Annotated in this window: 24 protein-coding genes and 5 tRNA genes; 27 read left to right on the top strand and 2 right to left on the bottom strand. The window is 36.2% G+C overall.

The features are described 5' to 3' along the window. Window positions 1-5 precede the first annotated feature (5 nt). Window positions 6-1,259 carry an exo-beta-N-acetylmuramidase NamZ family protein gene (locus R1X58_RS01910; RefSeq protein WP_240571658.1) on the bottom strand — a complete coding sequence of 418 codons (1,254 nt, stop codon included), beginning with the start codon at window positions 1,257-1,259 and terminating at the stop codon, window positions 6-8. Between the two features lie 8 nt (window positions 1,260-1,267). Between R1X58_RS01910 and R1X58_RS01905 the strand changes: the two genes are divergently transcribed. Further along, window positions 1,268-2,503, top strand: a complete 1,236-nt coding sequence (locus R1X58_RS01905; RefSeq protein WP_240571657.1) for an ABC transporter permease — start codon at window positions 1,268-1,270, stop codon at window positions 2,501-2,503. Between the two features lie 124 nt (window positions 2,504-2,627). Here R1X58_RS01905 and R1X58_RS01900 read toward each other — a convergent pair whose 3' ends face one another. Continuing rightward, complete coding sequence (locus R1X58_RS01900; protein ID WP_240572667.1) at window positions 2,628-3,023, bottom strand: DUF2721 domain-containing protein; 396 nt, start codon at window positions 3,021-3,023, stop codon at window positions 2,628-2,630. Window positions 3,024-3,106: 83 nt separating this feature from the next. On the opposite strand from R1X58_RS01900, the gene R1X58_RS01895 reads away from it, so the two are divergent. The 26 genes from R1X58_RS01895 to R1X58_RS01770 all read left to right on the top strand — a co-directional run bounded on the left by R1X58_RS01895 (window position 3,107) and on the right by R1X58_RS01770 (window position 26,942). After that, entirely contained in the window at window positions 3,107-4,387 is a 1,281-nt protein-coding gene (locus R1X58_RS01895) for a DUF2851 family protein (RefSeq protein ID WP_240571656.1), read from the top strand. 105 nt (window positions 4,388-4,492) lie between these two features. Next, entirely contained in the window at window positions 4,493-4,720 is a 228-nt protein-coding gene (locus R1X58_RS01890) for a PspC domain-containing protein (RefSeq protein ID WP_240571655.1), read from the top strand. 64 nt (window positions 4,721-4,784) lie between these two features. Continuing rightward, window positions 4,785-5,807 carry a potassium channel family protein gene (locus R1X58_RS01885; protein WP_240571654.1) on the top strand — a complete coding sequence of 341 codons (1,023 nt, stop codon included), beginning with the start codon at window positions 4,785-4,787 and terminating at the stop codon, window positions 5,805-5,807. A gap of 125 nt (window positions 5,808-5,932) precedes the next feature. After that, window positions 5,933-7,555, top strand: a complete 1,623-nt coding sequence (locus R1X58_RS01880; protein WP_240571653.1) for an alanine/glycine:cation symporter family protein — start codon at window positions 5,933-5,935, stop codon at window positions 7,553-7,555. Window positions 7,556-7,574: 19 nt separating this feature from the next. Continuing rightward, the gene (locus tag R1X58_RS01875) at window positions 7,575-8,441 is read left to right on the top strand and encodes a ComEA family DNA-binding protein (RefSeq protein WP_240571652.1); all 867 of its coding nucleotides are present in this window, start codon (window positions 7,575-7,577) and stop codon (window positions 8,439-8,441) included. A 16-nt stretch (window positions 8,442-8,457) separates the two neighbouring features. Then, window positions 8,458-9,624, top strand: a complete 1,167-nt coding sequence (locus R1X58_RS01870) for an acyl-CoA dehydrogenase family protein (protein ID WP_240571651.1) — start codon at window positions 8,458-8,460, stop codon at window positions 9,622-9,624. Window positions 9,625-9,775: 151 nt separating this feature from the next. Further along, window positions 9,776-9,970, top strand: coding sequence for a 30S ribosomal protein S21 (rpsU, locus tag R1X58_RS01865; RefSeq protein ID WP_240571650.1), 195 nt, complete (start codon window positions 9,776-9,778; stop codon window positions 9,968-9,970). A 197-nt stretch (window positions 9,971-10,167) separates the two neighbouring features. Beyond that, window positions 10,168-11,265: a DUF3500 domain-containing protein gene (locus R1X58_RS01860; protein WP_240571649.1), complete on the top strand. Its 1,098-nt coding sequence runs from the start codon at window positions 10,168-10,170 to the stop codon at window positions 11,263-11,265. Then, on the top strand, window positions 11,252-11,908 hold the full coding sequence (locus R1X58_RS01855; RefSeq protein ID WP_240571648.1) for a hypothetical protein: 657 nt from the start codon (window positions 11,252-11,254) through the stop codon (window positions 11,906-11,908). The genes R1X58_RS01860 and R1X58_RS01855 overlap by 14 nt, the downstream gene beginning before the upstream one ends. A 109-nt stretch (window positions 11,909-12,017) precedes the next feature. Further along, window positions 12,018-12,908 carry a tyrosine-type recombinase/integrase gene (locus tag R1X58_RS01850; RefSeq protein ID WP_240571646.1) on the top strand — a complete coding sequence of 297 codons (891 nt, stop codon included), beginning with the start codon at window positions 12,018-12,020 and terminating at the stop codon, window positions 12,906-12,908. A gap of 34 nt (window positions 12,909-12,942) precedes the next feature. After that, window positions 12,943-13,245, top strand: a complete 303-nt coding sequence (gene hpf / locus R1X58_RS01845; RefSeq protein WP_240571643.1) for a ribosome hibernation-promoting factor, HPF/YfiA family — start codon at window positions 12,943-12,945, stop codon at window positions 13,243-13,245. A gap of 101 nt (window positions 13,246-13,346) precedes the next feature. Further along, window positions 13,347-13,420 (top strand) — tRNA-Thr (locus R1X58_RS01840). Window positions 13,421-13,461: 41 nt separating this feature from the next. Continuing rightward, window positions 13,462-13,543: transfer RNA gene (locus tag R1X58_RS01835), tRNA-Tyr, on the top strand. Between the two features lie 43 nt (window positions 13,544-13,586). Further along, a tRNA-Gly gene (locus tag R1X58_RS01830) sits at window positions 13,587-13,659 on the top strand. Between the two features lie 12 nt (window positions 13,660-13,671). After that, a tRNA-Thr gene (locus R1X58_RS01825) sits at window positions 13,672-13,743 on the top strand. A 71-nt stretch (window positions 13,744-13,814) separates the two neighbouring features. After that, window positions 13,815-15,002 (top strand): elongation factor Tu, encoded by a 1,188-nt coding sequence (tuf, locus tag R1X58_RS01820; RefSeq protein WP_240571641.1) that lies wholly within the window; start codon window positions 13,815-13,817, stop codon window positions 15,000-15,002. 60 nt (window positions 15,003-15,062) lie between these two features. After that, window positions 15,063-15,135: transfer RNA gene (locus R1X58_RS01815), tRNA-Trp, on the top strand. Between the two features lie 112 nt (window positions 15,136-15,247). After that, on the top strand, window positions 15,248-15,442 hold the full coding sequence (secE, locus tag R1X58_RS01810; RefSeq protein WP_188215006.1) for a preprotein translocase subunit SecE: 195 nt from the start codon (window positions 15,248-15,250) through the stop codon (window positions 15,440-15,442). 18 nt (window positions 15,443-15,460) lie between these two features. Beyond that, window positions 15,461-16,015, top strand: a complete 555-nt coding sequence (gene nusG, locus R1X58_RS01805; protein ID WP_240571639.1) for a transcription termination/antitermination protein NusG — start codon at window positions 15,461-15,463, stop codon at window positions 16,013-16,015. Window positions 16,016-16,087: 72 nt separating this feature from the next. Continuing rightward, window positions 16,088-16,525: a 50S ribosomal protein L11 gene (gene rplK / locus R1X58_RS01800; protein ID WP_240571638.1), complete on the top strand. Its 438-nt coding sequence runs from the start codon at window positions 16,088-16,090 to the stop codon at window positions 16,523-16,525. Window positions 16,526-16,544: 19 nt separating this feature from the next. Continuing rightward, window positions 16,545-17,234 (top strand): 50S ribosomal protein L1, encoded by a 690-nt coding sequence (rplA, locus tag R1X58_RS01795; RefSeq protein ID WP_240571637.1) that lies wholly within the window; start codon window positions 16,545-16,547, stop codon window positions 17,232-17,234. Between the two features lie 19 nt (window positions 17,235-17,253). After that, entirely contained in the window at window positions 17,254-17,775 is a 522-nt protein-coding gene (gene rplJ, locus R1X58_RS01790) for a 50S ribosomal protein L10 (RefSeq protein ID WP_240571636.1), read from the top strand. Between the two features lie 66 nt (window positions 17,776-17,841). Beyond that, a complete protein-coding gene (gene rplL / locus R1X58_RS01785; RefSeq protein WP_240571635.1) occupies window positions 17,842-18,216 on the top strand; it encodes a 50S ribosomal protein L7/L12 in 375 nt (124 codons plus the stop codon). Window positions 18,217-18,342: 126 nt separating this feature from the next. Beyond that, a complete protein-coding gene (gene rpoB / locus R1X58_RS01780; protein ID WP_240571633.1) occupies window positions 18,343-22,155 on the top strand; it encodes a DNA-directed RNA polymerase subunit beta in 3,813 nt (1,270 codons plus the stop codon). A gap of 74 nt (window positions 22,156-22,229) precedes the next feature. After that, entirely contained in the window at window positions 22,230-26,531 is a 4,302-nt protein-coding gene (gene rpoC, locus R1X58_RS01775; protein ID WP_240571630.1) for a DNA-directed RNA polymerase subunit beta', read from the top strand. Window positions 26,532-26,624: 93 nt separating this feature from the next. Next, a complete protein-coding gene (locus tag R1X58_RS01770) occupies window positions 26,625-26,942 on the top strand; it encodes a DUF3467 domain-containing protein (RefSeq protein ID WP_240571628.1) in 318 nt (105 codons plus the stop codon). Window positions 26,943-26,973 lie beyond the last annotated feature (31 nt).

Genomic DNA, 26,973 nt, shown 5'->3' with positions numbered 1-26,973 from the left:
GGTCTTTAATTATAAAGGAGATACTTTTTTCGTGTTTGTTTGAATTTAATTAAATCGTTTTGCCAAGTAGCTTCAATAGCTTCATTAGTTAAACCGGCTTCAATTTGTTGCTGAAGTTTATCGGTTCCAGCCAATTTAATAAAGAAATTGTTGAAAAAGGCAGACTTGTCTTTTGTGTTCTGATAAGCCTTAATCAGCCATTGTAGATTTAAATGATTTAAAGGTTGAGTTTGCGTTAGATTCATGCCGTAACATAATTTGTTTTCATGTTTTGGGTATTTTGCCCCTTCGTTAGATTTTGGAGTGTAACTATATTTAAAGACTTCAGAATTTAAAAACGGACTGCCAAAAACCTGAAATTGATTATTAGTTCCGCGACCGGCATTAACGTTTGTGCCTTCAAAAAAGCAAAGACTTGGGTAGAGATTAATAGCTACCTCATTTGGTAAATTCGGACTCGGTTTAATAGGTAGGCTGTAAGGTGTTTGATGTGTATAATTCTTGACAGGAATTACATTTAATTCACATTGAATACCTTTTTCAAGCCATTGTTCTCCATTAATCATTTTTGCATATTCCCCAATGGTCATACCGTGAACAACAGGAATAGGATGCATGCCCACAAAGCTTTTGTTTTTAATGTCTAAAGTGGGCCCGTCAATATAGTGTCCGTTTGGGTTTGGTCGATCTAAAATAAGCACAGGAATATTTTGTTCGGCACAGGCTTCCATAACATAATGCAAGGTGGAGATGTACGTGTAAAAACGGGCACCAACATCCTGAATATCGAAAATAACCAAGTCTAAATTGTTAAGTTGTTCCGGTTTTGGTTTTTTGTTATCACCATAAAGTGAAATAATAGGAATCCCGGTTTTTTTATCGATACCGTCTTTAACGTGCTCGCCGGCATCAGCCTGACCTCTAAAGCCGTGTTCTGGTGCAAAAACGGTTTTCACATTAACTTTTAAAGCAGCTAAAGAGTCAACCAGATGCGTATATGAATTATCCGTTTTAAAAATAACAGAGGTTTGGTTGGCGACAATGCCAATACGTTTCTCTTGTAGGAGTGGTAAGTAGTTTTCAGTTTGATTGGCGCCAACAATTATAGTGTTGGCATTCTGAACATGTTTCAGAATCTCCTGTTTTTCTGTTTGTTCTGAGGGCAAATGTTCGGGCTTTTTATCACCTTTTTTATTCGCACAGGAAATCATGACTAAAACAAATAATAAAACTGTATTTTTGAAAACATTAAATCGCATATATAATTTTGAATTACGAGTATTTTATAGCTAAACGCATTATTGGTAGCAAAGCGTATAAAAGTAGTGTATCGGCACCAATAATAAAAATTGGTATAGCGGCAATTACCATTGGAATTGTAGTGATGATGATCGCCATTGCAACCGGTATTGGGCTTCAGCAAAAAATACGAGATAAGGTGGTGGCCTTTAATGGGCATGTAACGATTACCAATTACGATAGCAATAATTCGCAGGAGAGTCTGTATCCTATTTCTAAACATCAAGATTTTTATCCAGAGTTTACTTCGGTTGAAGGTGTAAAACATGTGCAGGCCGTGGCGGCAAAATTTGGTGTGATTCGTACCGAAACCGATTTTGAAGGTGCTTATCTTAAAGGCGTGGGAGCCGATTACGATTGGGAGTATTTTAAGGACTTTTTAATTGAGGGGCAATTACCAAATTTTACAAAGAAATGGAGTGAAGAAGTTTTAATCTCTGAATATCTGGCCAATCGATTAAAGTTTAAGTTAGGCGATAAATTTCAAATGGTATTCCCAAAGGACGACCCGGAAAAGTTGCCAAATATTATAACCTTCCATATTGTAGGTATTTATAATTCCGGTTTTCAGGATTTAGATGCCCAGTATTTAATTGGGAATATTAGACACATTCAACGTATCAATAAATGGGATGAAGATCAGGTTGGTAATTTCGAAGTTTTTATTGATGATTATAATCAAATTCAGCAAAAGGGTATAGAAATTTATCAGAACACACCATCTACTTTAAATAGTCAGACGATAACCGATAAGTACGCTTCTATTTTTGAGTGGATAGGTATTTTCGATACCAATATCTATGGTATCATTGGAATCATGATTTTAGTAGCAGGCATTAATATGATAACCGCATTGCTGGTTTTAATTCTGGAGCGTACACAAATGATCGGTATTTTAAAAGCCTTGGGGAGTAATAACTGGAGTATTAGAAAACTATTTTTATTTAATGCCAGTTACCTCATTCTTTTGGGGTTATTCTGGGGAAATCTAATTGGTTTAACACTTCTTCTGGCTCAAAAATATTTGAAATTATTTCCGTTAGACCCAAGTGTTTATTACGTAACCGAAGCACCAGTTTATATTAATGTAGGATATATTTTAGCCTTAAACATTGGCACCCTTCTTCTGTGTTTGTTTATGTTATTGGTGCCGTCTTACATCATTACCAGAATATCTCCGGTTAAAGCTATTAGGTTCGAATAATTTGGGCGTTACCCTTCGGGTCGGGTCTTCAGCTATATCTTTTGCAAAAGCAAAAGGATACCGCTTCAACCCCTAACGCAAACAAAAGTGAAAAACGAGAAGTGCTACCATACTTTACTATTCACTATTCTTTCTCAATATCACTAATATGATGTTCTAAAGCCTTTACAGAAATTTGAATTTCCATAATCAATAAAGAAAGCGATATAATAAGAAGGATTAAAGCAATTCCGAAGACCCAAACGGCAGCCGTGTGTTGTTGTATGTAAATTAAAAACATAGTCAAGACACAAAGTAATAAGCTGCTAATGCCAAAAATTTGCATCGATCGGGTAAGGTACAATCGTGTTTTAATGTTTTTAATTTGGGCGTAGAGCACACGGTCTTTATTTTTTTGATATTTACTGTGTAAATCCCTAATGGTTGCAGCATAAGCTAAAAAACGGTTGGTGTAAGCTAACATGATTAATGAAATAGCTGAAAATAAGACTGCTGGTGTGGTAAGTGTTAATTCTTCCATGGAGATATAATGTTTACTCAAATTTACCAACTTTAATTGGGATGTGTGTTATAAATTTCGTCAAAAAAGTTTTACATTAGTATATGCGTGAAGACTTTCTACATTATTTATGGAAACATAAAAAGTTTCAGTTAAGTCCGTTGAAAACGACTCGGAAGGAACCTGTTTTTATTTCTTCTGTTGGTGAGCATAATTTAAACTCTGGCCCAGATTTTTTTAATGCGCAGATAAAAATAGGAGGGCAGCTTTGGGCTGGAAATGTAGAAATCCATGTAAAGTCTTCCGATTGGTATTTGCATAATCATGAGCAAGATCCTGCTTACGATAATGTTATTCTTCATGTGGTTTGGGAGCATGATACAGAAATTTTCAGGAAAAACAACACCAGTATTCCAACTTTGGTTTTAAAAGACTTTATTTCTCAGGAAACTTTAAGCAGCTATAATAATTTATTTTCGAAAGGAGATAAGTGGATTAATTGTGAAAATGATTTTGCTTCGGTTAACGATTTTGATTTAAGTCATTGGTTAGAGCGTTTGTATTTTGAACGTTTAGAGCGCAAATCGAAAACCATTCACAAGCTTTTAGAGGAAACCAAAAACGACTGGGAAGCCGTTCTGTTTATTATGCTGGCTAAAAATTTCGGACTTAAAGTGAATGGGGAAGCATTTTTAAGTATGGCGCAGTCGGTAGAATATTCGGTTGTACGGAAATCTCAAACACATGAAATCGCTCTTGAAGCTTTATTTTTTGGTCAGGCCGGTTTATTGGAAAGGGATATTCAAAGTAGTTATTATCAAAATTTAGTAAAAGAGTATCGTTTTTTAAAACAGAAATTCGGTTTAACAAATCAATCGGTATTGCCAGTACAATATTTTAGATTACGCCCTTTAAATTTTCCAACCATTCGGTTGTCGCAATTAGCTGGATTATACGTAACTCATAAAACCTTGTTTTCAAAAGTTATTGAGATTGATAATGTAGAGGAGTATTATGAATTGTTTAAGGTAGCGACTTCAGAGTTTTGGAAAACGCACTACACTTTCGATAAGGAATCAAAACCTTCGGCAAAAGTTTTAACCAAATCTTTCATCGATTTATTGCTTATTAATACTGTGTTACCTTTAAAGTTTTGCTATGCAAAGGCACAAGGAAAAGAGGTTGATGAAGAAGTTTTACGAATAGCTTCAGAAATTAAATCAGAGAAGAACTCTATTGTAGAGGCGTTTAATAATTTGAAAAAAATATCCAAATCATCATTCCAGTCGCAGGCGCTCATTCAGCTTAAAACCGAATATTGCGATAAAAATAAATGTTTAGCGTGTAGTATTGGCAATAAATTGATAGTGAAAAATATTGGATAGGAGTAAGGGGTATAGGTTTGTTAAGCGTAACAGGCATAGTATTGTTTATTTGTCAAACTTTATAACTAAATTGCGACAGGGATTAATAAATAGAAAAAGGAAAAAATGAATACAGTTTACAAACCATTATTGTTTTTTCAAAAGCATGGGTATTACGTTTGTCAGCGTATTGCCGATCGTTTAGGCATACGAGCTAAAGTGGTGAGAATATCGTTTATGTATCTAACTTTTGTTACTTTAGGATTTGGTTTTGCATTGTATTTGTTTTTAGCGTTTTGGATTCGTATCAAGGATTTATTGTATACCAAGCGCTCTTCGGTTTTCGATTTATAAAATTAATTTTTTAATATATTTTTGAATGAGTTACATCTGTCTTAAAACCCATAAAATCTAACAGATGAATCCACTATTGAAATTTTTTAGAACTAAAATTTACACGGCTATTTTTCTTTTAGCAGGAATGATAGTTTTAGGAGTTATTGGTTATAAAATAATTGCCAATTACTCATGGATTGACGCTGTTTACATGACGGTGATTACTATGACTACCGTAGGTTTTGGAGAAGTGGTGCCTTTAAATCAGGAATCAAAAATTTTTACGGTATTTTTAATCTTAGCCAGTGTGGTGATTATGGGTTATGCACTTTCCGTTATAACCGAATACATTTTAAGTAAAAATAATGTTGAAGAACTAAAACAAAAAAAGATGCAGAAAAACATTGATAGCTTTAAGAATCATGTGGTGATTTGTGGCTATGGAAGAAATGGTAAACAAGCTGCAAGAAAATTGTTAGCGCATAATAAACAGTTTGTGGTTATAGAAAGAAACAAGGAACTGGAGGAGCGTTTGCAGCAGGATGAAGTGCCTTATATTATAGGTAACGCTAATGACGATGCTATTTTAATTCAGGCAGGGATTGACCGTGCGTCCAGTTTTATTTCAGCATTACCTAACGATGCCGATAATTTGTTTGTTGTGCTTTCAACGCGCCAAATTAATAGTGGTATAAATATTATCAGTCGTGCGTCACACGAATCATCTTATAATAAATTAAAATTCGCCGGAGCGAATAATGTCATTCTACCAGATAAAATAGGAGGTGATCATATGGCGTCTTTGGTGGTTGTTCCTGGATTGATGGAGTTTATTGATAATCTTTCAATTGTTGGAAAATCAAATATTAATATTGAAGAGGTGGCTGTTGAAAAACTATATCGTGATGACCAATCGGTAAAAACCATTCGGGACTTAGACCTGCGTCGTAGAACAGGTTGTACCATTATTGGGTATAAAGATGAAAACGGAGAATATGTTGTAAATCCTGAGGCAGAGATGGAATTGGCCGCGAATTCTAAAATTATTGTTTTAGGAAGACCGGAACAGATTGAAACCCTTAACAGTGTATATAATATTAGCTAACGAAGCTACTATTTTACCCTATATTACTATTTTAACAACAGATGTTTTAGAAATCGATTTTTTTTTAGCATCTTGCCGACTTTTAATAAGAATACTTCAAAAAACTTAATCTAAAAAATTATCTTATGAAGAGATATCTTCTTTCCCTATTAACATTAATACTTCCAATTTTATCATTTGCACAAGAGTCAACTTCGGAAAAATTCGACCGCGTTTTCAAAGAATATACCGGGTGGTTCGTTGAAGGTATTTTTTATGAAATTCCATTTTCTGACGACTACCGTATTCCTTGGGTGTTAATTGTGTTAATTGGAGGCGCTTTGTTCTTTACCTTTTATTTTAAGTTTATAAACTTTACAGGTTTCAGAACGGCTTTACTTGTTGTTAAAGGAAAGTATGAAGACATCGAGAAACATGGAGCAGATACATTATATGGTGATATGACTCACAATGAGGAGCATAACATTATTGAAACCTTAAGAGATGACAGTGTTCATGGTGAGGTGTCACACTTCCAGGCCTTAACGGCAGCTTTATCGGCCACAGTAGGTTTAGGAAATATAGCTGGGGTAGCCGTGGCCTTATCTATTGGTGGTCCTGGTGCAACTTTCTGGATGATAGTAGCTGGTCTTTTAGGGATGGCTTCTAAATTTGCAGAGTGTACTTTAGGGGTTAAATATAGGGATGTAGGTGAAGATGGAACTGTTTACGGAGGACCAATGTATTACTTAACCAAAGGTTTTGCTGAAAAAGGTATGAAACCACTAGGAAAAGTATTAGCCGTAGTTTTCGCTATTTTCGTCGTAGGAGGTTCTTTCGGTGGAGGAAACATGTTCCAGGCGAATCAGGCTGCAGCGCAGTTTACTAAATTATTCAATTTACAAAGTGAAAATGCAGGAATGTATTTCGGCTTTATTATGGCAGCTTTGGTTGCGGTTGTAATTATCGGAGGTATTAAGCGTATTGCTTCGGTAACCGAAAAAGTAGTGCCTTTTATGGCTGGAATCTATGTGTTTGCGGCTTTAATTATTTTGGGCGCTAACTGGCATTTAATAGATGATGCTTTCATGTTAATATTTGAAGGCGCATTTTCTGGATTAGGTATTGCCGGTGGATTAGTTGGTGTTATGATTCAAGGGGTTAGAAGAGGAGCCTTTTCTAATGAAGCTGGTGTAGGTAGTGCGGCGATTGCGCACTCGGCAGTAAGAACAAAGTATCCTGCAAGTGAAGGTATTGTAGCACTTTTAGAACCGTTTGTTGATACCGTTGTTATTTGTACCATGACAGCTTTAGTTATTGTAATTACTAACTTCGATGGTGCATTCATGGAATACGGCGTGCCAATTAAGGAAGGTGTAGAGTTAACAGCAACTGCTTTCGACTCTGTTATTCCTCACTTCTCAATTATCTTAACCATTGCAGTAATCTTATTCGCTTTCTCAACAATGGTATCTTGGTCTTACTATGGTATGCAAGGTTGGGTGTTTTTATTCGGAAAGGGTAAGAAAACCGATTTAATATATAAAATATTATTCTTATTTTTCGTAATCGTAGGATCGTCTATCAGCCTTGGAGCGGTAATTGATTTCTCTGATGCAATGATTTTCGCAATGGTAGTGCCAAACATTATCGGTGTTGTTGTGCTATCGCCAATTATTAGAAAAGAATTGAGAAAATACATGAGAGCTATTACTGTAAAAGAAGACGCTCTTGAAGAGGGGGCTGAAGATCTTACCAAGCATATGTAAAACTAAAAACTAACTCAATATGAAATCCCATTTCACGTTTACTAAAAAACAGCGAAATGGGATTTTTTTATTGCTATTAATTATCGTAGTTCTTCAGGTGGGATATTTGTTTGTTAACCGCCCGCCGTCTCAGGATGTTTTGGTAAATCAAGAGGCATTAGAAGCCTTTACTCAGGAACTGGATTCGCTTCGTTTGGTTCAACTTGAAGAAAGCAAACCTAAGATTTATCCGTTCAATCCTAATTACATTACCGATTATAAAGGGGCTCAGCTAGGGATGACAAACGAAGAAATCGATCGATTATTAAACCATAGGAAACAAAACAAGTGGATAAATTCCGTTGAAGATTTTCAAAAGGTCACTCAGGTATCCGATTCGCTTTTAAATGCATTGTCTCCTTATTTTAAATTTCCCGAGTGGGTAAGTAATCCAAAACCAAGTGTTCTTTCAGCATATGTCAAACAAGAGAAGACATTTGCCGAAAAGCTAGATTTAAACAAAGCAACAGCGGCGCAGTTGAAAACGGTTAATGGGGTTGGAGATGTTTTATCTGATCGCATTGTAAAATTCAGAAACAAATTCCCGGGAGGGTTTATTGCAGATATTCAGTTGGAGGATGTTTACGGTTTAACACCTGAAGTTATTCAGCGTATCACTTCCGAATTTACTGTGAAAACACCACGGAACTTTGAGAAAATAAATGTAAATACCGCTACGTTGGAACAATTAGTTACCATTCAGCATATCGATTACGATTTAGCTTATCGTATTATTGAACAGCGACAGTTGCGTGAGGGCTACAAATCGATAGACGAATTAACAAAAGTTAAAGGCTTTCCTATTAATAAAATAGATATAATTAAATTATATTTGTCGCTCGATTGAAAAAAAAGACAGATTAATGAATAGTATGTACTTCACCGAAGAACATCACCTTTTTAGAAAAAGCCTTCAAGATTTTTTACAAAAAGAAGTTGTACCTCATATAGAAAACTGGGAGAAAACCGGAACCATCGATAGATTCATTTGGAAGAAATTTGGAGATATGGGATTCTTCGGAATCAATTATCCGGAAGCTTATGGTGGTTTAAATTTAGATTTATTTTATACTGTAATTCTTTTAGAGGAACTTCAGAAAATTAATTCTGGCGGATTTGCTGCTGCTATTTGGGCCCATATGTATTTAGCCATGACACACCTAAATGCAGAGGGCGATGAGTCTATTAAAGAAAAGTATTTAGCACCTAGTATTTCTGGAGATAAAATAGGATGCCTGTGTATTACAGAGCCTTTTGGGGGAAGTGATGTGGCGGGTATGCGAACTACAGCAAATAAAGAAGGAGATCATTATATTTTAAACGGGTCAAAAACGTTTATTACCAATGGGGTGTATAGCGATTATTTAATTGTTGCTGCTAAAACCAATCCGGAGTTAGGAAATAAAGGAGTAAGTATTTTTGTGGTTGATCGTGAAACTGCAGGTATTACAGCAACCAAACTGGATAAATTAGGTTGGAGAGCTTCAGATACTGCCGAAATTGCTTTCGATAATGTAAAAGTTCCTGTAACTAATTTAATGGGGGAGGAGAATAAAGGGTTTGCATATATTATGCAGCACTTTTCTTTAGAGCGCTTAATTATGGGAATCAATGCCCATGCCAGAGCCGAGTTTGCTTTAGAGTATGCGTTACAATATATGTCAGAGCGTATGGCTTTTGGGAAGTCTATTGATCAATTCCAGGCTTTACGTCATTCTCTGGCCGATTTATATACTGAAATGGAAATCTGTAAAGAGTTTAACTATTCCGTTGCTTTTCGATTAAATAAAGGTGAGTATGTTGTAAAACATGCAACCATGTCTAAATTAAAATCGACAAAAATGGCAGATGACGTTATCTATCAGTGTCTACAGTTTTTAGGAGGTTATGGTTACATGGAAGATTATCCAATGGCACGTTTGTTACGAGATAGCCGTTTAGGACCAATTGGAGGAGGAACATCCGAGATTCTTCGTGAAATTATAGCTAAAATAGTGATTGATAAAAAGGAGTATAAACCAGCGACCTAGATTGTTAGTTTGACAGTCTTTGAAAAAAATATAGCTATAAAAACCAGTTCATTTGAGCTGGTTTTATTTTTTTTATTTTTTTAATTGTTTATAAAAAATTACTTTTTATATTTGCAGCCCGAAATGCTAAAAGAGAGGAGGTTAAGACACTATGTTAATTATACCAATTAAAGAAGGAGAAAATATAGATAGAGCGCTAAAGCGTTTTAAAAGAAAGTTCGATAGAACTGGTGCTAAGCGTCAATTACAGTCGCGTAAGCAATTTACAAAGCCTTCAGTTGAACGTAGAGCGCAAATTCAAAAAGCACAATACATTCAAAGACTTAGAGATGCAGAAGATATCTAATAGATTCTAACTCATACATAAAATCCCGCTTAAATAATTAAGCGGGATTTTTTTTGCCCTTAAATCACGATTAGTAAAATCTGTTTCGAAGAAACTTCTAGATGATTGGTCTATACATCTTTAGAGTTGGTCTGTTTTATTAGTTTGACAATCAGTTTGATATTAATATTGAAGCCTGATTTAAAACTAAGTAAACTATGAAAAGATTTTTTAATTATGTTGTTATTATGCTCATGTGTCCTATGTTGGTTTTAAGCTGTAGTAGTGATAACGGAAGTTCAAGTTCGGAAACAGAAGAGGAAACAGGAAGTACAACAGCCGACCCTATAGATATTACAACCTGTGATTCTGAGACGGGCATCAATCAGTTGGTTTGTATTGCAGAGGCCTTTCTATCGCAGTTAAGTTCATCAGAACAAACAACGGTGCAATTGTCTTACAGTACAACCACAGCTAAAAAGTGGTCTAATTTTCCTGAATCAATCTACAGAAATCGACCAGGGCTATCTTTTGGAGAAATGACCGATACTCAGGTGTCTTATGCGAAAGCTTTGATTAAAGCGGCCGCAGGAACAACAAGTAATGAAGGTTGGGAAGAGATTGAACAGACACTAAATGCTGATGATTATTTGAATGCTGCAGGAGGAGGTAGTGGTTATGGTGCTGGAAATTATTACATTGCTATTTTGGGAACACCTTCAGCAACAGGCTTATGGGAGATTATGTTTGGAGGGCATCATTTTGCTTTTGCTAACACTTATGAGGGTGGCGTGCTAGTCGGGGCGACACCATCGTTTAGAGGTATAGAACCTTACGGAACCTTTACTTACAACAGTGAATCTAATCAGCCTTTAAATCAAGAACGCGATGCATTTTCAGAGATGTTAGAAGGGTTATCAAGCTCAGAATTAGCCACTGCTAAGTTAAGTGGAACTTGGAACGATTTGTTATGTGGCCCGCAATCAGATGATAATTTTCCATCAACGGCTTCTGGTGTTCAGGTAGGAACTTTAACCAGTGCTCAGCAGGAGTTGGTTATGGCAGCGATAAAAACTTATGTATTAGATATCGCTGATGATGACGCTGCAGATATTTTAACAACTTATGAAAACGAGTTGAGTAATACCTATGTGTCTTATTCGGGAACAACAACCATGACTACTAAAGGAGATTATGTTCGCATAGACGGCCCTTCGGTTTGGATTGAATTTAGTGTTCAGAATGGTGTGATTCTTTCAGATCCACATCCGCATTCAGTATGGAGAGATAAAAATGGGGATTATGGCGGGAATTAATTTGAAGCAATACATAATTACGCTATGCGGCGTCTTGTTAATAAGTTGCTATGCATTTGCACATCCTTTACCAGGAACTAAAGTTTCTTTAAAACTAGACGGAGCAGATATTATTGGAAAAGCTGTGCTTCCTTTAGGAGAGTTGGAGTCTGCAATCAAACAAACAATAAAACCAGAGCATATAGATACAGCTTTTATGAAAGAATACTTTCAAAAGCATGTTCATGTCCAAAGTGAAAATCAGGATTGGAAGGTTGATGTGCTTTCTTTTTCTACCTTTAATGAAGACGATTCGCATTATGGAGGACATCATGGTGTTATTCCTTTCCTGGTTGTAAATTTTAAGCTGGAGCCAAGTAAAGAGATACCAATAGAGACGTTTACATTTAATTACGATGCTGTAATTCATGAAGTGATGACTCATGATATAGATGTGTATCAGGTGTTCAACAATCAGGCCGATAGCCTTATGTTGGGAGAAATTACTTTAGATGTAAGGTCAGAAACTTTTAAGCCGTTAGTAATTCAAATGCAAAGTGTAGAACCTGTAGTAAAATCAAGTAGTCTTTTTGCAGGTTTGGGGTTAATGTTAAGTTTGGTTGTTATTTTTTTACTGTATAAAAGTATAAGGGGAATGTTTTAACAAGCATATGATTTGTGTTGAAAAAAGAAAATCGATTCAGGGAATAGCATCATCTGAATCGATTTTTTATTTTAATTATGTACCTTGTAATTATAAACCAGAATAGCATATGCCCTTTAAGTCTTTTATAGATTATTTGTTGTTAGAAAAGCATTACTCGGCATTAACGGTAAAAGCCTATCAAACCGATTTAAATGAATTTTTAGAATTTATTCAGACCAATTACCAAATGCAGCATCTTAAAGAAGTTCATTACGGTCAAATAAGAGCTTGGATTGTGACTTTGGTAGAAAAGGGCTTATCAAACCGAAGTGTGAACCGAAAAATATCCTCTTTAAATTCCTATTATAAGTTTCTTCTAAAAACCGAAACCATTCAGGTTAATCCTTTAGTCAAACACAAAGCATTAAAAACAAAAAAGAAAATACAGGTACCGTTTTCGGAAACTGAAATAGAGCAGGTGCTTGAAGATTTTAATTTCGAAGATGATTTTGAAGGGATACGAGACAAGTTAATTATAGAGTTATTTTATTCAACCGGAATACGTCGCATTGAATTAGTACAGTTAAAAATGAACAGCATCGACTATAATAATAAAACGTTAAAAGTATTAGGTAAAAGAAATAAAGAACGCATCCTCCCGTTATTAGGTTCAGTATTGAAAACATTGCATCAGTATTTAGAAGTGCGAAATACGTTGGATATTGTGGTAGACAACGAAATTCTTTTTTTAACAAAAAAAGGTGCTAAAATATACGAAACACTTGTTTACAGAATAATAAATGATTATTTTAGTAAAGCATCTTCTAAGGTAAAAAAGAGTCCACATATTCTAAGGCATTCTTTCGCAACACATTTACTAAATCAAGGTGCCGATTTAAATGCTGTAAAAGAGCTTCTCGGGCACACGAGTTTGGCGGCCACTCAGGTCTATACACATAATAGTATTGCCGAGTTAAAAAAAGTGCACGTTAATACACATCCCAGAAGCAAGAAATAGTTTGAATTAATGTTTAACCAAAAAACTAAGTAGTATGAAAGTAAACACGCAATCCGTTAATTTTAATGCTGATAGAAAATTAATAGATTTTATCCAAAAGCGTATGGATAAATTAGATTTGTTTTATGACAAAGTCATTCAGTCTGATGTGTTTTTAAAAGTTGAAAATACCAGTGATAAAGAGAATAAAATATTTGAAGTGAGGCTTAGTGTGCCCGGTGATAGTTTTGTTGTTAAAAAGCAATGCAAAACCTTCGAAGAGGGTGCAGATACCGCTGCAGCATCGTTAGAAAGACAACTTAAAAAGCGAAAAGAGAAATTAAGAGCACATTTATGAAAATATTTTTCAAAAAATGTTTTGAATAATGAAATTTATATATACATTTGCAGTCCGTTAGAAATAGCGGACTTTTTTATGCGTAAAAAAGGAAAAAATAAGCCGATATAGCTCAGCTGGCTAGAGCAGCTGATTTGTAATCAGCAGGTCGTGGGTTCGAGTCCCTCTATCGGCTCAAGTTCTTTAAAATAAAGTAAGATAAAATAAGGTAAAATTGGGGAGATACTCAAGCGGCCAACGAGGGCAGACTGTAAATCTGCTGACTATGTCTTCGCAGGTTCGAATCCTGCTCTCCCCACAATTTATTTTGTCTCAACTAAACAAGGAATTGTTAAATAATTGCGGGAGTAGCTCAGTTGGTAGAGCGTCAGCCTTCCAAGCTGAATGTCGCCGGTTCGAACCCGGTCTCCCGCTCTAATATTTAAGGCCGGTGTAGCTCAGGGGTAGAGCGTTTCCTTGGTAAGGAAGAGGTCACGAGTTCAAATCTCGTCATTGGCTCTATTTTAGAAGAAGAAAGATTAGAATACACTAATATTATTATATAACTAAGATTAAATTATTTAAAAAACATGGCAAAGGCAACTTTCGATCGTTCAAAACCACATTTAAATATTGGTACAATTGGACACGTAGATCACGGTAAAACAACTTTAACTGCTGCTATTACTAAAGTATTAGCTGATGCAGGTTTATCAGAAGCGAAATCATTTGATCAAATTGATAACGCTCCGGAAGAGAAAGAAAGAGGTATTACTATTAATACATCTCACGTAGAATATTCAACTGCAAAACGTCACTACGCACACGTTGACTGTCCAGGTCACGCCGATTACGTTAAGAACATGGTAACTGGAGCTGCGCAAATGGATGGTGCTATCTTAGTAGTAGCTGCAACTGATGGTCCTATGCCACAAACTCGTGAGCACATCTTATTAGGTCGTCAGGTAGGTATTCCTCGTATCGTAGTATTCATGAACAAAGTGGATATGGTTGACGATGAAGAGTTATTAGAGTTAGTAGAAATGGAAGTTAGAGATTTATTATCTTTCTATGAGTACGATGGAGATAATGGTCCTGTAATTTCAGGTTCTGCTTTAGGAGCTTTAAATGGTGAAGCAAAATGGGTTGATACTGTTATGGCGTTAATGGATGCTTGTGATGAGTGGATCGAAGAGCCATTAAGAGAGATCGATAAGCCTTTCTTAATGCCAATCGAAGACGTATTCTCTATTACAGGTCGTGGTACTGTAGCAACAGGTCGTATCGAAACAGGTATTGCTAAAACTGGAGATCCAGTAGAAATCATTGGTATGGGTGCTGAGAAATTAACTTCTACTATCACTGGTATCGAGATGTTCCGTCAAATTTTAGATAGAGGTGAAGCTGGAGATAACGCTGGTATCTTACTAAGAGGTATCGATAAAAACCAAATCTCAAGAGGTATGGTTATCGTTAAGCCAGGTTCTGTAACTCCACACAAACAATTCAAAGCTGAGGTTTATATCCTTAAGAAAGAAGAAGGTGGACGTCACACTCCATTCCACAACAACTACCGTCCACAGTTCTACGTACGTACAACTGACGTAACTGGTAACATTTCTTTACCAGAAGGAGTTGAGATGGTTATGCCAGGAGACAACTTAACTATCACTGTTGAATTAATTCAACCAATCGCAATGAGCGTAGGTTTACGTTTCGCGATCCGTGAAGGTGGTAGAACTGTAGGTGCTGGTCAGGTAACTGAGATTTTAGACTAATACAGTTTAATAGACATAATGTTAAGGTATCTTTAGAGATACAGATACCTTAACATATCTACGGGTTTAGCTCAGTTGGTAGAGCACTGGTCTCCAAAACCAGGTGTCGGGAGTTCGAGTCTCTCAACCCGTGCAATAAGGAACTTAATTTTAGGTTCCTTTCAATAAATAAGGATGTAAGAGTTTTGGGTAGCTTTTTTAGAGCGAATAACTGAAATTTTAATCTGTTGATAAAAAATAAATAAATGGCTGGAATTGTAAATTACATAAAAGAATCATTTAGCGAACTTAAAAACAATGTAAGTTGGCCAACTTGGGCAGAAGCACAAAGTTTAACTGTTTTAGTGGCTGTGTTCTCTATCGTATTTTCCTTAGCAATATGGGGAGTTGATACCGTATTTAGCAAGTTTATGGCTTTTTATTTTCAACTGATTAACTAACGGGAAAACTGAAATTTTATGTCTGAGGTGAGTGAAAAAAAATGGTACGTTGTTAGAGCCGTAAGTGGTCAAGAAAATAAAATTAAAACCTATATCGAGAATGAAATCGCTCGTTTAGGAATGCAGGATTATGTTGATCAGGTATTGGTTCCTACAGAACGTGTTGTTCAGATAAGAAACGGAAAAAAGACACACAAAGAAAAAGTATTTTTTCCTGGCTATATTATGATTCAAGCCAACCTAACGGGAGAGGTTCCTCACATCATTAGATCAGTTACTAACGTAATTGGATTTTTAGGTGAAACAAAAGGAGGAGATCCTGTGCCGTTAAGACAATCTGAAGTAAACAGAATGTTAGGTAAGGTAGATGAGTTATCTGTTGAAGAAACATCAAATGTAGCTATTCCTTTTACAAAAGGAGAAACAGTAAAAGTTATCGATGGACCATTCAACGGGTTTGATGGAACTATCGAGAAAATAAATGAAGAAAAGCGTAAGCTTGAAGTAATGGTTAAGATATTTGGAAGAAAGACACCATTAGAGTTAAGCTATATGCAGGTTGAAAAAGTATAATAATTGTTACACTATATAAAAGGATAGGCTTTTTGCTTCCAACTAAAAGTTTATCACACTAAATTATTAAAAATGGCAAAAGAATTAAGTAAAGTAGTTAAGTTACAAGTTCGGGGAGGTGCTGCGAATCCGTCGCCACCGGTTGGACCCGCTTTAGGTGCTGCTGGGGTTAACATCATGGAGTTCTGTAAGCAATTTAATGCTAGAACTCAGGATAAAGCTGGAAAAGTTTTACCTGTTGTTATCTCGGTTTATAAAGACAAGTCTTTCGACTTCGTTATTAAAACTCCTCCAGCTGCAGTACAATTATTAGAAGCGGCCAAAATTAAAAAAGGTTCAGGAGAGCCTAACCGAAAAAAAGTAGCTAAAGTTTCATGGGATCAAATCAAGACTATAGCAGAAGATAAAATGCAGGATTTAAATGCATTTACATTAGAATCTGCTATGACTATGGTTGCTGGAACAGCAAGATCAATGGGTATCACCGTAACAGGTCAATTCCCTTCTTAATCTTTAAAAACATTAGAAAATGGCAAGATTAACAAGAAAGCAAAAAGAAGCTTTAGCAAAGATTGAAAAAGGGAGAATTTACTCTCTTAACGAAGCATCAGAGTTAGTAAAGGAAATTACTAATACTAAATTTGACGCTTCAGTTGATATCGCTGTACGTTTAGGAGTAGATCCTCGTAAAGCTAACCAGATGGTAAGAGGGGTAGTATCATTACCTCACGGAACTGGTAAAGACATGAAAGTATTAGCATTAGTAACTCCAGATAAGGAAGCAGAAGCTAAAGAAGCTGGAGCAGATTACGTAGGTTTAGATGAGTACCTTGATCAAATCAAGAACGGATGGACTGACGTAGATGTTATCATCACTATGCCAAGTGTTATGGGTAAATTAGGTCCATTAGGACGTGTATTAGGTCCTCGTGGTTTAATGCCTAACCCAAAAACTGGTACAGTAACTATGGACATCGCTAAAGCTGTAACAGAAGTGAAAGCTGGTAAAATCGACTTCAAAGTTGATAAAACTGGTATCGTTCACGCTGCAATTGGAAAAGCATCTTTCAGTGCTGATAAAATCGCAGATAACGCAAATGAATTAATTCAAACATTAATAAAACTTAAGCCAACTGCTGCTAAAGGTACTTACGTAAAAAGTATTTTCCTTTCTAGTACTATGAGTCCTAGTGTTGCTGTTGATCCTAAAGTTAGTTAATTAGTTAAATACTTTTATTATGACAAGAGAAGAAAAATCACAAGTAATTGAGGAGTTAACATTAGAATTAGCTAACAATGCAAATATCTATTTAGCAGATATTTCTGGATTAAACGCAGGAACTACCTCAGATTTTCGTCGTGCTGCTTTTAAAGCAAACGTGAAAATGGCAGTTGTTAAAAACACATTACTTGAAAAAGCAATGGAAGCTTCAGAGAAAAATTTCGAAGATCTTCCTTCTGTTTTAAAAGGAAATACAATCGTAATGTATTCTGAAACAGGTAATGCGCCAGCTAAGTTAATTAAAAACTTCCGTAAAAAAGCTGAAAAACCTTTATTAAAAGGAGCGTTTATTGAGGAAGCAGTTTATATCGGCGACAACCAATTAGACGCCTTAGTAGACATCAAGTCTCGTGAGGAGTTATTAGGAGAGATTGTTGGATTATTACAATCGCCTGCTAAGAACGTTGTTTCAGCGCTTAAATCAAGCGGTGGTAAATTAGCTGGTATTCTTAAAACACTATCTGAAAAAGAAGGATAGTATTAGCATAGTACGCACTATATTACAATTATATTAAAATTAAAAATTTATTAAAAACGATAGAAAATGGCAGATTTAAAAGATTTCGCAGAACAATTAGTTAACTTAACAGTAAAAGAAGTAAACGAGTTAGCTACTATATTAAAAGAAGAGTACGGTATTGAGCCTGCTGCTGCTGCTGCAGTTGCTGTTGCTGGTCCTGCTGCTGGTGGTGAGGCTGAAGAAGCTCAAACTGAGTTTGACGTAGTATTAAAATCAGCTGGTGCATCTAAATTGGCAGTAGTTAAATTAGTTAAAGAATTAACTGGTTTAGGATTAAAAGAAGCTAAAGAATTAGTTGACGGAGCTCCAAGTAACTTAAAAGAAGGAGTATCTAAAGACGAAGCTGAAGGCTTAAAAGCATCTTTAGAAGAAGCAGGAGCTGAGGTTGAGCTTAAATAAGCTTAGCTTTTACAAAACATAAAGGTTTAGGTCTGGAGGTTACCTTCAAGACCTAAACCATTTTGCGTATATAACATTTACATACGCCACAACTTTTATTATTTTTAATCATAATTCCGTCCATTGATGTTGTCAACACAAGCTGAAAGATTAAATTTCTCGTCTATTGTTAATAGAACAGAATACCCAGATTTCTTGGATATTCAGATTAAATCCTTCCAGGATTTTTTCCAGTTAGAAACTAAATCGGAAGAAAGAGGTGATGAAGGTTTATATAACACCTTCATGGAAAACTTTCCAATTACAGATTCACGTAATCAATTTGTTTTAGAATTTTTAGATTACTTCGTAGATCCACCACGATACGCTATAGATGAGTGTATAGAAAGAGGACTTACTTACAGCGTTCCGCTTAAAGCAAGATTAAAGTTATATTGTACAGACCCTGAACACGAGGATTTCGAAACTATTGTTCAAGATGTGTACTTAGGAACTATTCCTTACATGACTCCAAGCGGTACTTTCGTGATTAACGGAGCAGAGCGTGTTGTAGTATCTCAGTTACACCGTTCGCCAGGTGTATTCTTCGGACAGTCTTTCCATGCTAATGGAACAAAGTTATACTCAGCCAGAGTTATTCCTTTTAAAGGATCTTGGATTGAGTTTGCTACCGATATTAACCAGGTAATGTATGCTTACATTGACAGAAAGAAAAAGTTACCTGTAACAACATTATTTAGAGCAATTGGTTTTGAGCGTGATAAGGATATCTTAGAGATATTCGATCTTGCTGAAGAAATTAAAGTTTCTAAATCTGGATTAAAAAAATACCAAGGAAGAAAACTTGCAGCACGTGTACTTAACACATGGCACGAGGATTTTGTTGACGAGGATACAGGAGAGGTAGTATCTATCGAGCGTAACGAGATTATTCTTGATCGTGATACTATTCTAGATAAAGACAACATAGAAGAAATCATCGATGCAGACGTAAAAACTATTCTGTTACACAAAGAAAGTGCAGAACAGGGTGATTACGCCATCATTCACAATACATTACAAAAAGACCCAACAAACTCTGAAAAAGAGGCTGTTGAGCATATCTATAGACAATTACGTAACGCTGAGCCGCCAGATGAGGAAACAGCACGTGGTATTATAGATAAATTATTCTTTAGTGACCAACGTTACTCTTTAGGTGAAGTAGGTCGTTACAGAATGAACAAGAAATTAAATCTTGATATCGAAATGGATAAGCAAGTGCTTACCAAAGAAGATATCATTACCATTATAAAATATTTAATCGAGCTTATCAACTCTAAAGCAGAGATTGATGATATTGACCACTTATCTAACCGTCGTGTACGTACTGTAGGTGAGCAATTATCTCAACAGTTTGGTGTTGGTTTAGCACGTATGGCACGTACTATCCGTGAGCGTATGAACGTTCGTGATAACGAGGTATTTACACCAATCGACTTAATTAATGCAAAAACATTATCGTCGGTAATTAACTCGTTCTTTGGTACAAACCAGTTATCTCAGTTCATGGATCAAACCAATCCATTAGCCGAGATTACACACAAGCGTCGTCTATCGGCTCTTGGACCTGGAGGTCTTTCTCGTGAAAGAGCAGGTTTCGAGGTTCGTGACGTTCACTATACACACTATGGTCGTTTATGTCCGATTGAAACTCCTGAGGGACCAAACATTGGATTAATTTCGTCATTATCTGTTTACGCGAAGGTAAACTCAATGGGATTCATTGAAACACCTTACCGTCCAGTTGATAATGGAACTGTTGATATTAAAAACGATCCTATTTACTTAAGTGCTGAAGAGGAAGAAGGTAAATTAATCGCGCAGGCTACTGTAAAAGTAGATAACGATGGTAAAATATTACACGATAAGGTAATTGCTCGTATGGAGGGTGATTTCCCGGTAATTGAACCAGAGCACATCCACTATACAGACGTTGCGCCTAACCAGATTTCATCTATTTCGGCTTCGTTAATTCCGTTCTTAGAGCATGATGATGCGAACCGTGCGTTGATGGGATCGAACATGATGCGTCAGGCAGTACCATTATTATTGCCAGAGTCGCCGATTGTTGGAACAGGTTTAGAGCGTCAGGTAGCTTCAGATTCTCGTGTATTAATTAATGCCGAAGGAAATGGAGAAGTACTTTACGTAGATGCAAACGAAATTCAAATACGTTACGAGCGTACTGAAGATGAAGCAAAAGTAAGCTTCGACAGCGACGTTAAAACGTATCAATTAGTAAAATATAGAAAAACCAACCAGGGAACTTCTATCAACCTTAAGCCAATTGTTGTTAAAGGTGATGTTGTAAAGAAAGGTCAAGTTTTATGTGAAGGTTATGCGACACAAAAAGGAGAACTTGCTTTAGGTAGAAACATGAAGGTTGCCTTCATGCCTTGGAAAGGTTATAACTTTGAGGATGCGATTGTAATTTCTGAGCGTGTTGTACGTGAAGATATCTTTACATCTATCCACATCGATGAGTACTCATTAGAGGTTAGAGATACTAAATTAGGTAACGAAGAGTTAACTAACGATATCCCTAACGTATCTGAAGAAGCTACTAAAGATTTAGATGAAAACGGAATGATTCGCATTGGAGCTGAAGTTAAGCCTGGCGATATCTTAATTGGTAAGATTACTCCAAAAGGAGAAAGCGACCCAACTCCGGAAGAAAAATTATTAAGAGCTATCTTCGGTGATAAAGCCGGTGATGTAAAAGATGCCTCATTAAAAGCATCTCCATCATTAAACGGTGTTGTTATCGACAAGAAATTATTCTCTAGAGCCGTTAAAGATAAACGTAAACGTGCTCAGGATAAAGATGATATCGTTGCATTAGAAGGTATTTACGATAGAAAATTTGATGAATTAAAAGAAGTTTTAATCGAGAAATTATTCAACGTCGTAAATGGTAAAACTGCTCAAGGTATTTACAACGATTTAGGTGAAGAAGTATTACCAAAAGGTAAGAAATTCACGCTTAAAATGTTAAATGCTGTTGATGATTATGCACACTTAGTGTCTGGTAAATGGACGACTGATGATCATACAAATCAACTTGTTGCAGATTTAATTCACAACTACAAGATTAAAGAAAACGACTTACAAGGTTCTTTAAGACGTGAGAAGTTTACAATCTCTGTAGGAGACGAGTTACCATCAGGTATTATTAAATTAGCAAAAGTTTATATTGCTAAGAAACGTAAACTTAAAGTAGGTGATAAGATGGCAGGACGTCACGGTAACAAAGGTATTGTTGCACGTATCGTTCGTGAAGAAGATATGCCATTCTTAGAAGACGGAACTCCTGTAGATATCGTTCTTAACCCACTTGGTGTACCTTCTCGTATGAACATTGGTCAGATATACGAAACTGTACTTGGTTGGGCAGGTCAAAAATTAGGTCGTAAGTTCGCGACTCCTATTTTCGACGGTGCAACTATCGATCAAATTAATGAACTTACAGACGAAGCAGGTATCCCAAGATACGGTCATACTTACCTTTATGACGGAGGTACTGGAGATCGTTTCGACCAACCAGCAACAGTAGGTGTAATCTACATGCTTAAGTTAGGTCACATGGTAGATGATAAGATGCACGCACGTTCTATTGGACCATACTCATTAATTACTCAACAACCATTAGGAGGTAAAGCTCAGTTTGGTGGTCAGCGTTTTGGTGAGATGGAGGTTTGGGCACTTGAAGCATATGGTGCATCAAGTACTTTAAGAGAGATCTTAACTGTAAAATCTGATGACGTAATTGGTAGAGCTAAAACTTACGAAGCAATCGTAAAAGGTGAACCAATGCCAGATCCTGGATTACCAGAATCTTTCAACGTATTAATGCACGAATTGAAAGGTCTAGGATTAGACATTAGATTAGAGGAATAATATACAGCATACTGCTTAAAGCAATTTAAGCAGTATGCTAAAAGTTTACAAATAATTCGATAGCACCATATATTATGGCAAGAAAACAAGATAAGAATACAGTAAAGAGATTTAACCAGATCTCAATTGGTTTAGCGTCACCAGAGTCTATTTTAGCAGAGTCTAGAGGTGAGGTTTTAAAACCTGAAACTATCAATTATCGAACTCATAAACCAGAAAGAGATGGTTTATTCTGTGAGCGTATCTTTGGTCCTGTAAAGGATTACGAGTGTGCTTGTGGTAAATATAAAAGAATTCGCTACAAAGGTATCGTTTGTGACCGATGTGGTGTTGAAGTAACAGAAAAGAAAGTACGTCGTGATAGAGTTGGACACATCAACTTAGTTGTGCCAATCGCTCACATTTGGTATTTCCGTTCGTTACCAAATAAAATAGGTTATTTATTAGGGTTACCGTCTAAGAAATTAGATATGATTATTTACTACGAGCGTTATGTAGTAATTCAGCCAGGTATCGCTAAAAATGAAGAAGGAGAACCATTACAAAAAATGGACTTCTTAACAGAAGAAGAATACTTAAATATTCTTGAAACCCTTCCGAATGATAACCAGTATTTAGATGATACAGATCCAAACAAGTTCTTAGCTAAAATGGGAGCTGAGTGTTTGATTGAATTATTAGCTAGAATTGATTTAGAATCATTATCATACGAATTACGTCATAAAGCAAATACAGAAACGTCAAAACAACGTAAAACTGAAGCTTTAAAACGTTTACAAGTTGTAGAATCGTTACGTGAGTCTAACAATAACAGAGAGAACCGTCCGGAGTGGATGATTATGAAAGTAATCCCTGTTATTCCACCAGAATTACGTCCGTTAGTGCCATTAGATGGTGGTCGTTTCGCAACGTCAGATTTAAATGATTTATACCGTCGTGTAATTATCCGTAACAACCGTCTTAAGAGACTTGTTGAGATTAAAGCACCAGAGGTAATTTTACGTAACGAAAAACGTATGTTACAGGAATCTGTAGATTCGTTATTTGATAACACACGTAAATCATCAGCGGTAAAAACAGATTCTAACAGACCGTTAAAATCATTATCAGATTCATTAAAAGGTAAACAAGGGCGTTTCCGTCAAAACTTACTTGGTAAACGTGTTGATTACTCGGCGCGTTCGGTAATTGTTGTTGGACCTGAGTTAAAACTTTATGAGTGTGGTTTACCAAAAAATATGGCGGCGGAGCTTTACAAGCCTTTCGTAATTAGAAAATTAATTGAAAGAGGTATTGTAAAAACAGTTAAGTCTGCTAAGAAAATTATTGACAAAAAAGAGCCTGTGGTTTGGGATATCTTGGAAAACGTTCTTAAAGGACATCCAGTATTACTAAACCGTGCTCCTACGTTACACCGTTTGGGTATTCAAGCGTTCCAACCTAAGTTAATCGAGGGTAAAGCGATTCAATTACACCCATTAGTGTGTACGGCGTTTAACGCGGATTTCGATGGTGACCAGATGGCAGTTCACTTACCATTAGGCCCAGAAGCTATTTTAGAGTGTCAGTTATTAATGTTGGCCTCTCACAATATCTTAAATCCAGCAAACGGTTCACCGGTAACAGTACCTTCTCAGGACATGGTTCTTGGTCTTTATTATATGACTAAGCACCGTAAATCTACACCTGAGTTAGTTGTTAAAGGTGAAGGATTAACATTCTACGCACCAGAGGAAGTAGAAATTGCTTTCAACGAAAAGCGTGTAGACTTAAATGCTGGTATTAAAGTAAGAACTTTAGATATTAACGAAGATGGTAAGTTAGCTCCAACAATTATTGAAACAACTGTTGGTCGTGTATTATTTAACCAACACGTGCCACAGGCCGCGGGTTATATAAACCAGGTACTTACTAAAAAGTCGTTAAGAGATATTATTGGACAAATTCTTAAATATACTTCAGTTCCTGAAACCGCAGATTTCTTAGATGCGATTAGAACTTTAGGATTTAAGTTTGCATTCCAGGGTGGATTATCATTCAGTTTAGGTGATATTATTATCCCAGCTGAAAAACAAGGTATGATCGATAAAGCTAACGGTTTAGTTGAAGGTATTACAGGTAACTATAACATGGGACTTATTACCAACAACGAGCGTTACAACCAGGTGATTGACATTTGGACATCGACCAACGCAGAGTTAACCGAGTTGTCTATGAAACGTATTCGTGAAGACCAACAAGGATTTAACTCGGTATTCATGATGCTTGATTCTGGGGCGCGTGGTTCGAAAGAGCAGATTCGTCAGTTAACAGGTATGCGTGGATTAATGGCGAAACCTAAAAAATCGAATGCAGGTGGTGGAGAGATTATCGAAAACCCGATTCTTTCGAACTTTAAGGAAGGTCTTTCAATTTTAGAATACTTCATCTCTACGCACGGTGCTCGTAAAGGTCTTGCGGATACCGCTCTTAAAACGGCCGATGCTGGTTACTTAACACGTCGTTTAGTAGACGTTTCTCAAGATGTTATCATCAACTCTGAAGATTGTGGTACATTAAGAGGTGTAGAAGTAGAGCCATTAAAGAAAAATGATGAAGTTGTTGAAACTTTAGCTGAAAGAATTGAAGGTCGTGTATCATTAAACGATGTTTACCACCCATTAACAGATGAGTTATTGGTTGCTTCAGGACAATTAATTGAAGATCATATTGCGAAAGCTATTGGAGATTCTCCATTAGAGAAAATCGAAGTACGTTCTGCTTTAAGTTGTGAAGCTTTACAAGGTATTTGTGCTAAATGTTACGGTCGTAACCTTGCAACCGGTAAAATGGTTCAAATGGGTGAAGCAGTTGGAGTTGTGGCAGCACAGTCTATTGGTGAGCCTGGTACACAGTTAACACTTCGTACGTTCCACGTAGGGGGTATTGCTGGTAACATTTCAGAAGAAAATAAATTAATCGTTAAGTTTGACGGTATCGCTGAAATCGAAGATTTAAAAACGGTTAAAGGTACTGATAGCGAAGGTAACGAAGTTGATATTGTTATTTCTCGTACAACTGAGATTAAGTTGATCGATAAGAAAACTGGTATTGCATTAAGTACGAATAACATTCCTTACGGTTCTACTTTAATGATCGAAAACGGTCAGGAATTAAGTAAAGGTGATGTGGTTTGTTCTTGGGATCCATATAACGGTGTAATTATTTCAGAATTCGCCGGAAAAGTGAGATATGAAAATATCGAGCAAGGGGTAACTTACCAAGTAGAAATTGATGAGCAAACAGGTTTCCAAGAGAAAGTAATCTCTGAATCTAGAAATAAGAAGTTAATTCCAACACTTCATATCGAAGATTCTAAAGGTGAAACAATGCGTTCTTATAACTTACCGGTAGGTTCTCACTTAATGATTAATGATGGTGATAAAATTACTGTTGGTAAGGTATTAGTTAAGATTCCTCGTAAATCTGCTAAGGCAGGGGATATTACAGGAGGTTTACCACGTGTAACCGAGTTATTCGAAGCACGTAACCCATCTAACCCAGCTGTGGTAAGTGAAATTGATGGTGTGGTTTCTTTCGGTAAAATCAAACGTGGTAACCGTGAGATTGTTGTAGAATCTAAATTAGGTGAAGTTAAGAAGTACTTAGTTAAATTATCGAATCAGATTCTTGTACAAGAGAATGATTACGTTAAAGCAGGTATGCCTTTATCAGATGGTTCTGTAACTCCTGAAGATATCTTAAACATTAAAGGACCTTCAGCTGTTCAACAATACTTAGTAAATGAAGTACAAGAGGTATACCGTTTACAAGGGGTGAAAATTAACGATAAACACTTCGAGGTTGTTGTTAGACAGATGATGCGTAAAGTACAAATTATTGATTCTGGTGATACGTTATTCTTAGAAGATCAATTAGTTCACAAAGCAGATTTCATTCAGGAAAATGATGCCATTTTCGGATTGAAAGTAGTTGAAGATTGTGGAGATTCTACCAACCTTAAAAACGGACAGATTGTTTCTGCTCGTCAGTTAAGAGATGAGAACTCATTACTAAGAAGAGAAGATAAAGCATTGGTATCGGCTAGAGATGCTAGACCAGCAACCGCTACGCCAATATTACAAGGTATTACAAGAGCGTCGTTACAAACGAAATCATTTATTTCGGCAGCGTCGTTCCAGGAAACTACTAAGGTACTTAACGAAGCAGCAGTAGCTGGTAAGATAGATAACTTAGAAGGCTTGAAAGAAAATGTAATTGTAGGACACAGAATTCCTGCAGGTACAGGTTTACGTAAATACCAAGACATTATCGTTGGTTCTAAAGAAGAGTTCGACGAAATGATGCAAGTAAAGCAAGAATTAAATTATAACTAATAAGATTTCCTGCGAAGGCAGGAGTCTTTAAACATAAAAGCCTTCTTGTATTTTTATACTCGAAGGCTTTTTAATTTTAAAAATATATCAAACATGACTGACGAAAACGATAAACCAAAACAAGGACAAATTAATATTGAATTAGATGAAAAAATTGCTGACGGGCAATATTCTAATCTGGCCATCATCAATCATTCGGTATCTGAATTTGTTGTTGACTTTGTAAATATTATGCCTGGTGTACCTAAGAGTAAGGTAAAATCCAGAATTATTTTAACGCCACAACACGCAAAGCGATTATTAAAAGCCTTAGCTGAAAATGTATCTCGTTTTGAAAATGCTCACGGTGAAATTAAAGATTACGAACAACCACCAATTCCATTGAATTTCGGACCAACAGGTCAGGCTTAAGGGCAAAATTAGAAGACTTGTCATTCTGAAA

Source organism: Aestuariibaculum lutulentum, assembly GCF_032926325.1.
Lineage (GTDB): Bacteria > Bacteroidota > Bacteroidia > Flavobacteriales > Flavobacteriaceae > Aestuariibaculum > Aestuariibaculum lutulentum.
The sequence above is the reverse complement of the archived record's forward strand: the minus strand, read 5'-3'. Positions and strand labels throughout refer to the sequence as shown.

What these genes read in the sequence shown, in the direction of transcription:
- R1X58_RS01910 (WP_240571658.1), bottom strand. Translation starts at nt 1,259, where the DNA reads ATGCGATTTAATGTTTTCAAAAATACAGTTTTATTATTTGTTTTAGTC.
- R1X58_RS01900 (WP_240572667.1), bottom strand. Translation starts at nt 3,023, where the DNA reads ATGGAAGAATTAACACTTACCACACCAGCAGTCTTATTTTCAGCTATT.
- R1X58_RS01895 (WP_240571656.1), top strand. Translation starts at nt 3,107, where the DNA reads ATGCGTGAAGACTTTCTACATTATTTATGGAAACATAAAAAGTTTCAG.
- R1X58_RS01890 (WP_240571655.1), top strand. Translation starts at nt 4,493, where the DNA reads ATGAATACAGTTTACAAACCATTATTGTTTTTTCAAAAGCATGGGTAT.
- R1X58_RS01885 (WP_240571654.1), top strand. Translation starts at nt 4,785, where the DNA reads ATGAATCCACTATTGAAATTTTTTAGAACTAAAATTTACACGGCTATT.
- R1X58_RS01880 (WP_240571653.1), top strand. Translation starts at nt 5,933, where the DNA reads ATGAAGAGATATCTTCTTTCCCTATTAACATTAATACTTCCAATTTTA.
- R1X58_RS01875 (WP_240571652.1), top strand. Translation starts at nt 7,575, where the DNA reads ATGAAATCCCATTTCACGTTTACTAAAAAACAGCGAAATGGGATTTTT.
- R1X58_RS01870 (WP_240571651.1), top strand. Translation starts at nt 8,458, where the DNA reads ATGAATAGTATGTACTTCACCGAAGAACATCACCTTTTTAGAAAAAGC.
- rpsU (WP_240571650.1), top strand. Translation starts at nt 9,776, where the DNA reads ATGTTAATTATACCAATTAAAGAAGGAGAAAATATAGATAGAGCGCTA.
- R1X58_RS01860 (WP_240571649.1), top strand. Translation starts at nt 10,168, where the DNA reads ATGAAAAGATTTTTTAATTATGTTGTTATTATGCTCATGTGTCCTATG.
- R1X58_RS01855 (WP_240571648.1), top strand. Translation starts at nt 11,252, where the DNA reads ATGGCGGGAATTAATTTGAAGCAATACATAATTACGCTATGCGGCGTC.
- R1X58_RS01850 (WP_240571646.1), top strand. Translation starts at nt 12,018, where the DNA reads ATGCCCTTTAAGTCTTTTATAGATTATTTGTTGTTAGAAAAGCATTAC.
- hpf (WP_240571643.1), top strand. Translation starts at nt 12,943, where the DNA reads ATGAAAGTAAACACGCAATCCGTTAATTTTAATGCTGATAGAAAATTA.
- tuf (WP_240571641.1), top strand. Translation starts at nt 13,815, where the DNA reads ATGGCAAAGGCAACTTTCGATCGTTCAAAACCACATTTAAATATTGGT.
- secE (WP_188215006.1), top strand. Translation starts at nt 15,248, where the DNA reads ATGGCTGGAATTGTAAATTACATAAAAGAATCATTTAGCGAACTTAAA.
- nusG (WP_240571639.1), top strand. Translation starts at nt 15,461, where the DNA reads ATGTCTGAGGTGAGTGAAAAAAAATGGTACGTTGTTAGAGCCGTAAGT.
- rplK (WP_240571638.1), top strand. Translation starts at nt 16,088, where the DNA reads ATGGCAAAAGAATTAAGTAAAGTAGTTAAGTTACAAGTTCGGGGAGGT.
- rplA (WP_240571637.1), top strand. Translation starts at nt 16,545, where the DNA reads ATGGCAAGATTAACAAGAAAGCAAAAAGAAGCTTTAGCAAAGATTGAA.
- rplJ (WP_240571636.1), top strand. Translation starts at nt 17,254, where the DNA reads ATGACAAGAGAAGAAAAATCACAAGTAATTGAGGAGTTAACATTAGAA.
- rplL (WP_240571635.1), top strand. Translation starts at nt 17,842, where the DNA reads ATGGCAGATTTAAAAGATTTCGCAGAACAATTAGTTAACTTAACAGTA.
- rpoB (WP_240571633.1), top strand. Translation starts at nt 18,343, where the DNA reads ATGTTGTCAACACAAGCTGAAAGATTAAATTTCTCGTCTATTGTTAAT.
- rpoC (WP_240571630.1), top strand. Translation starts at nt 22,230, where the DNA reads ATGGCAAGAAAACAAGATAAGAATACAGTAAAGAGATTTAACCAGATC.
- R1X58_RS01770 (WP_240571628.1), top strand. Translation starts at nt 26,625, where the DNA reads ATGACTGACGAAAACGATAAACCAAAACAAGGACAAATTAATATTGAA.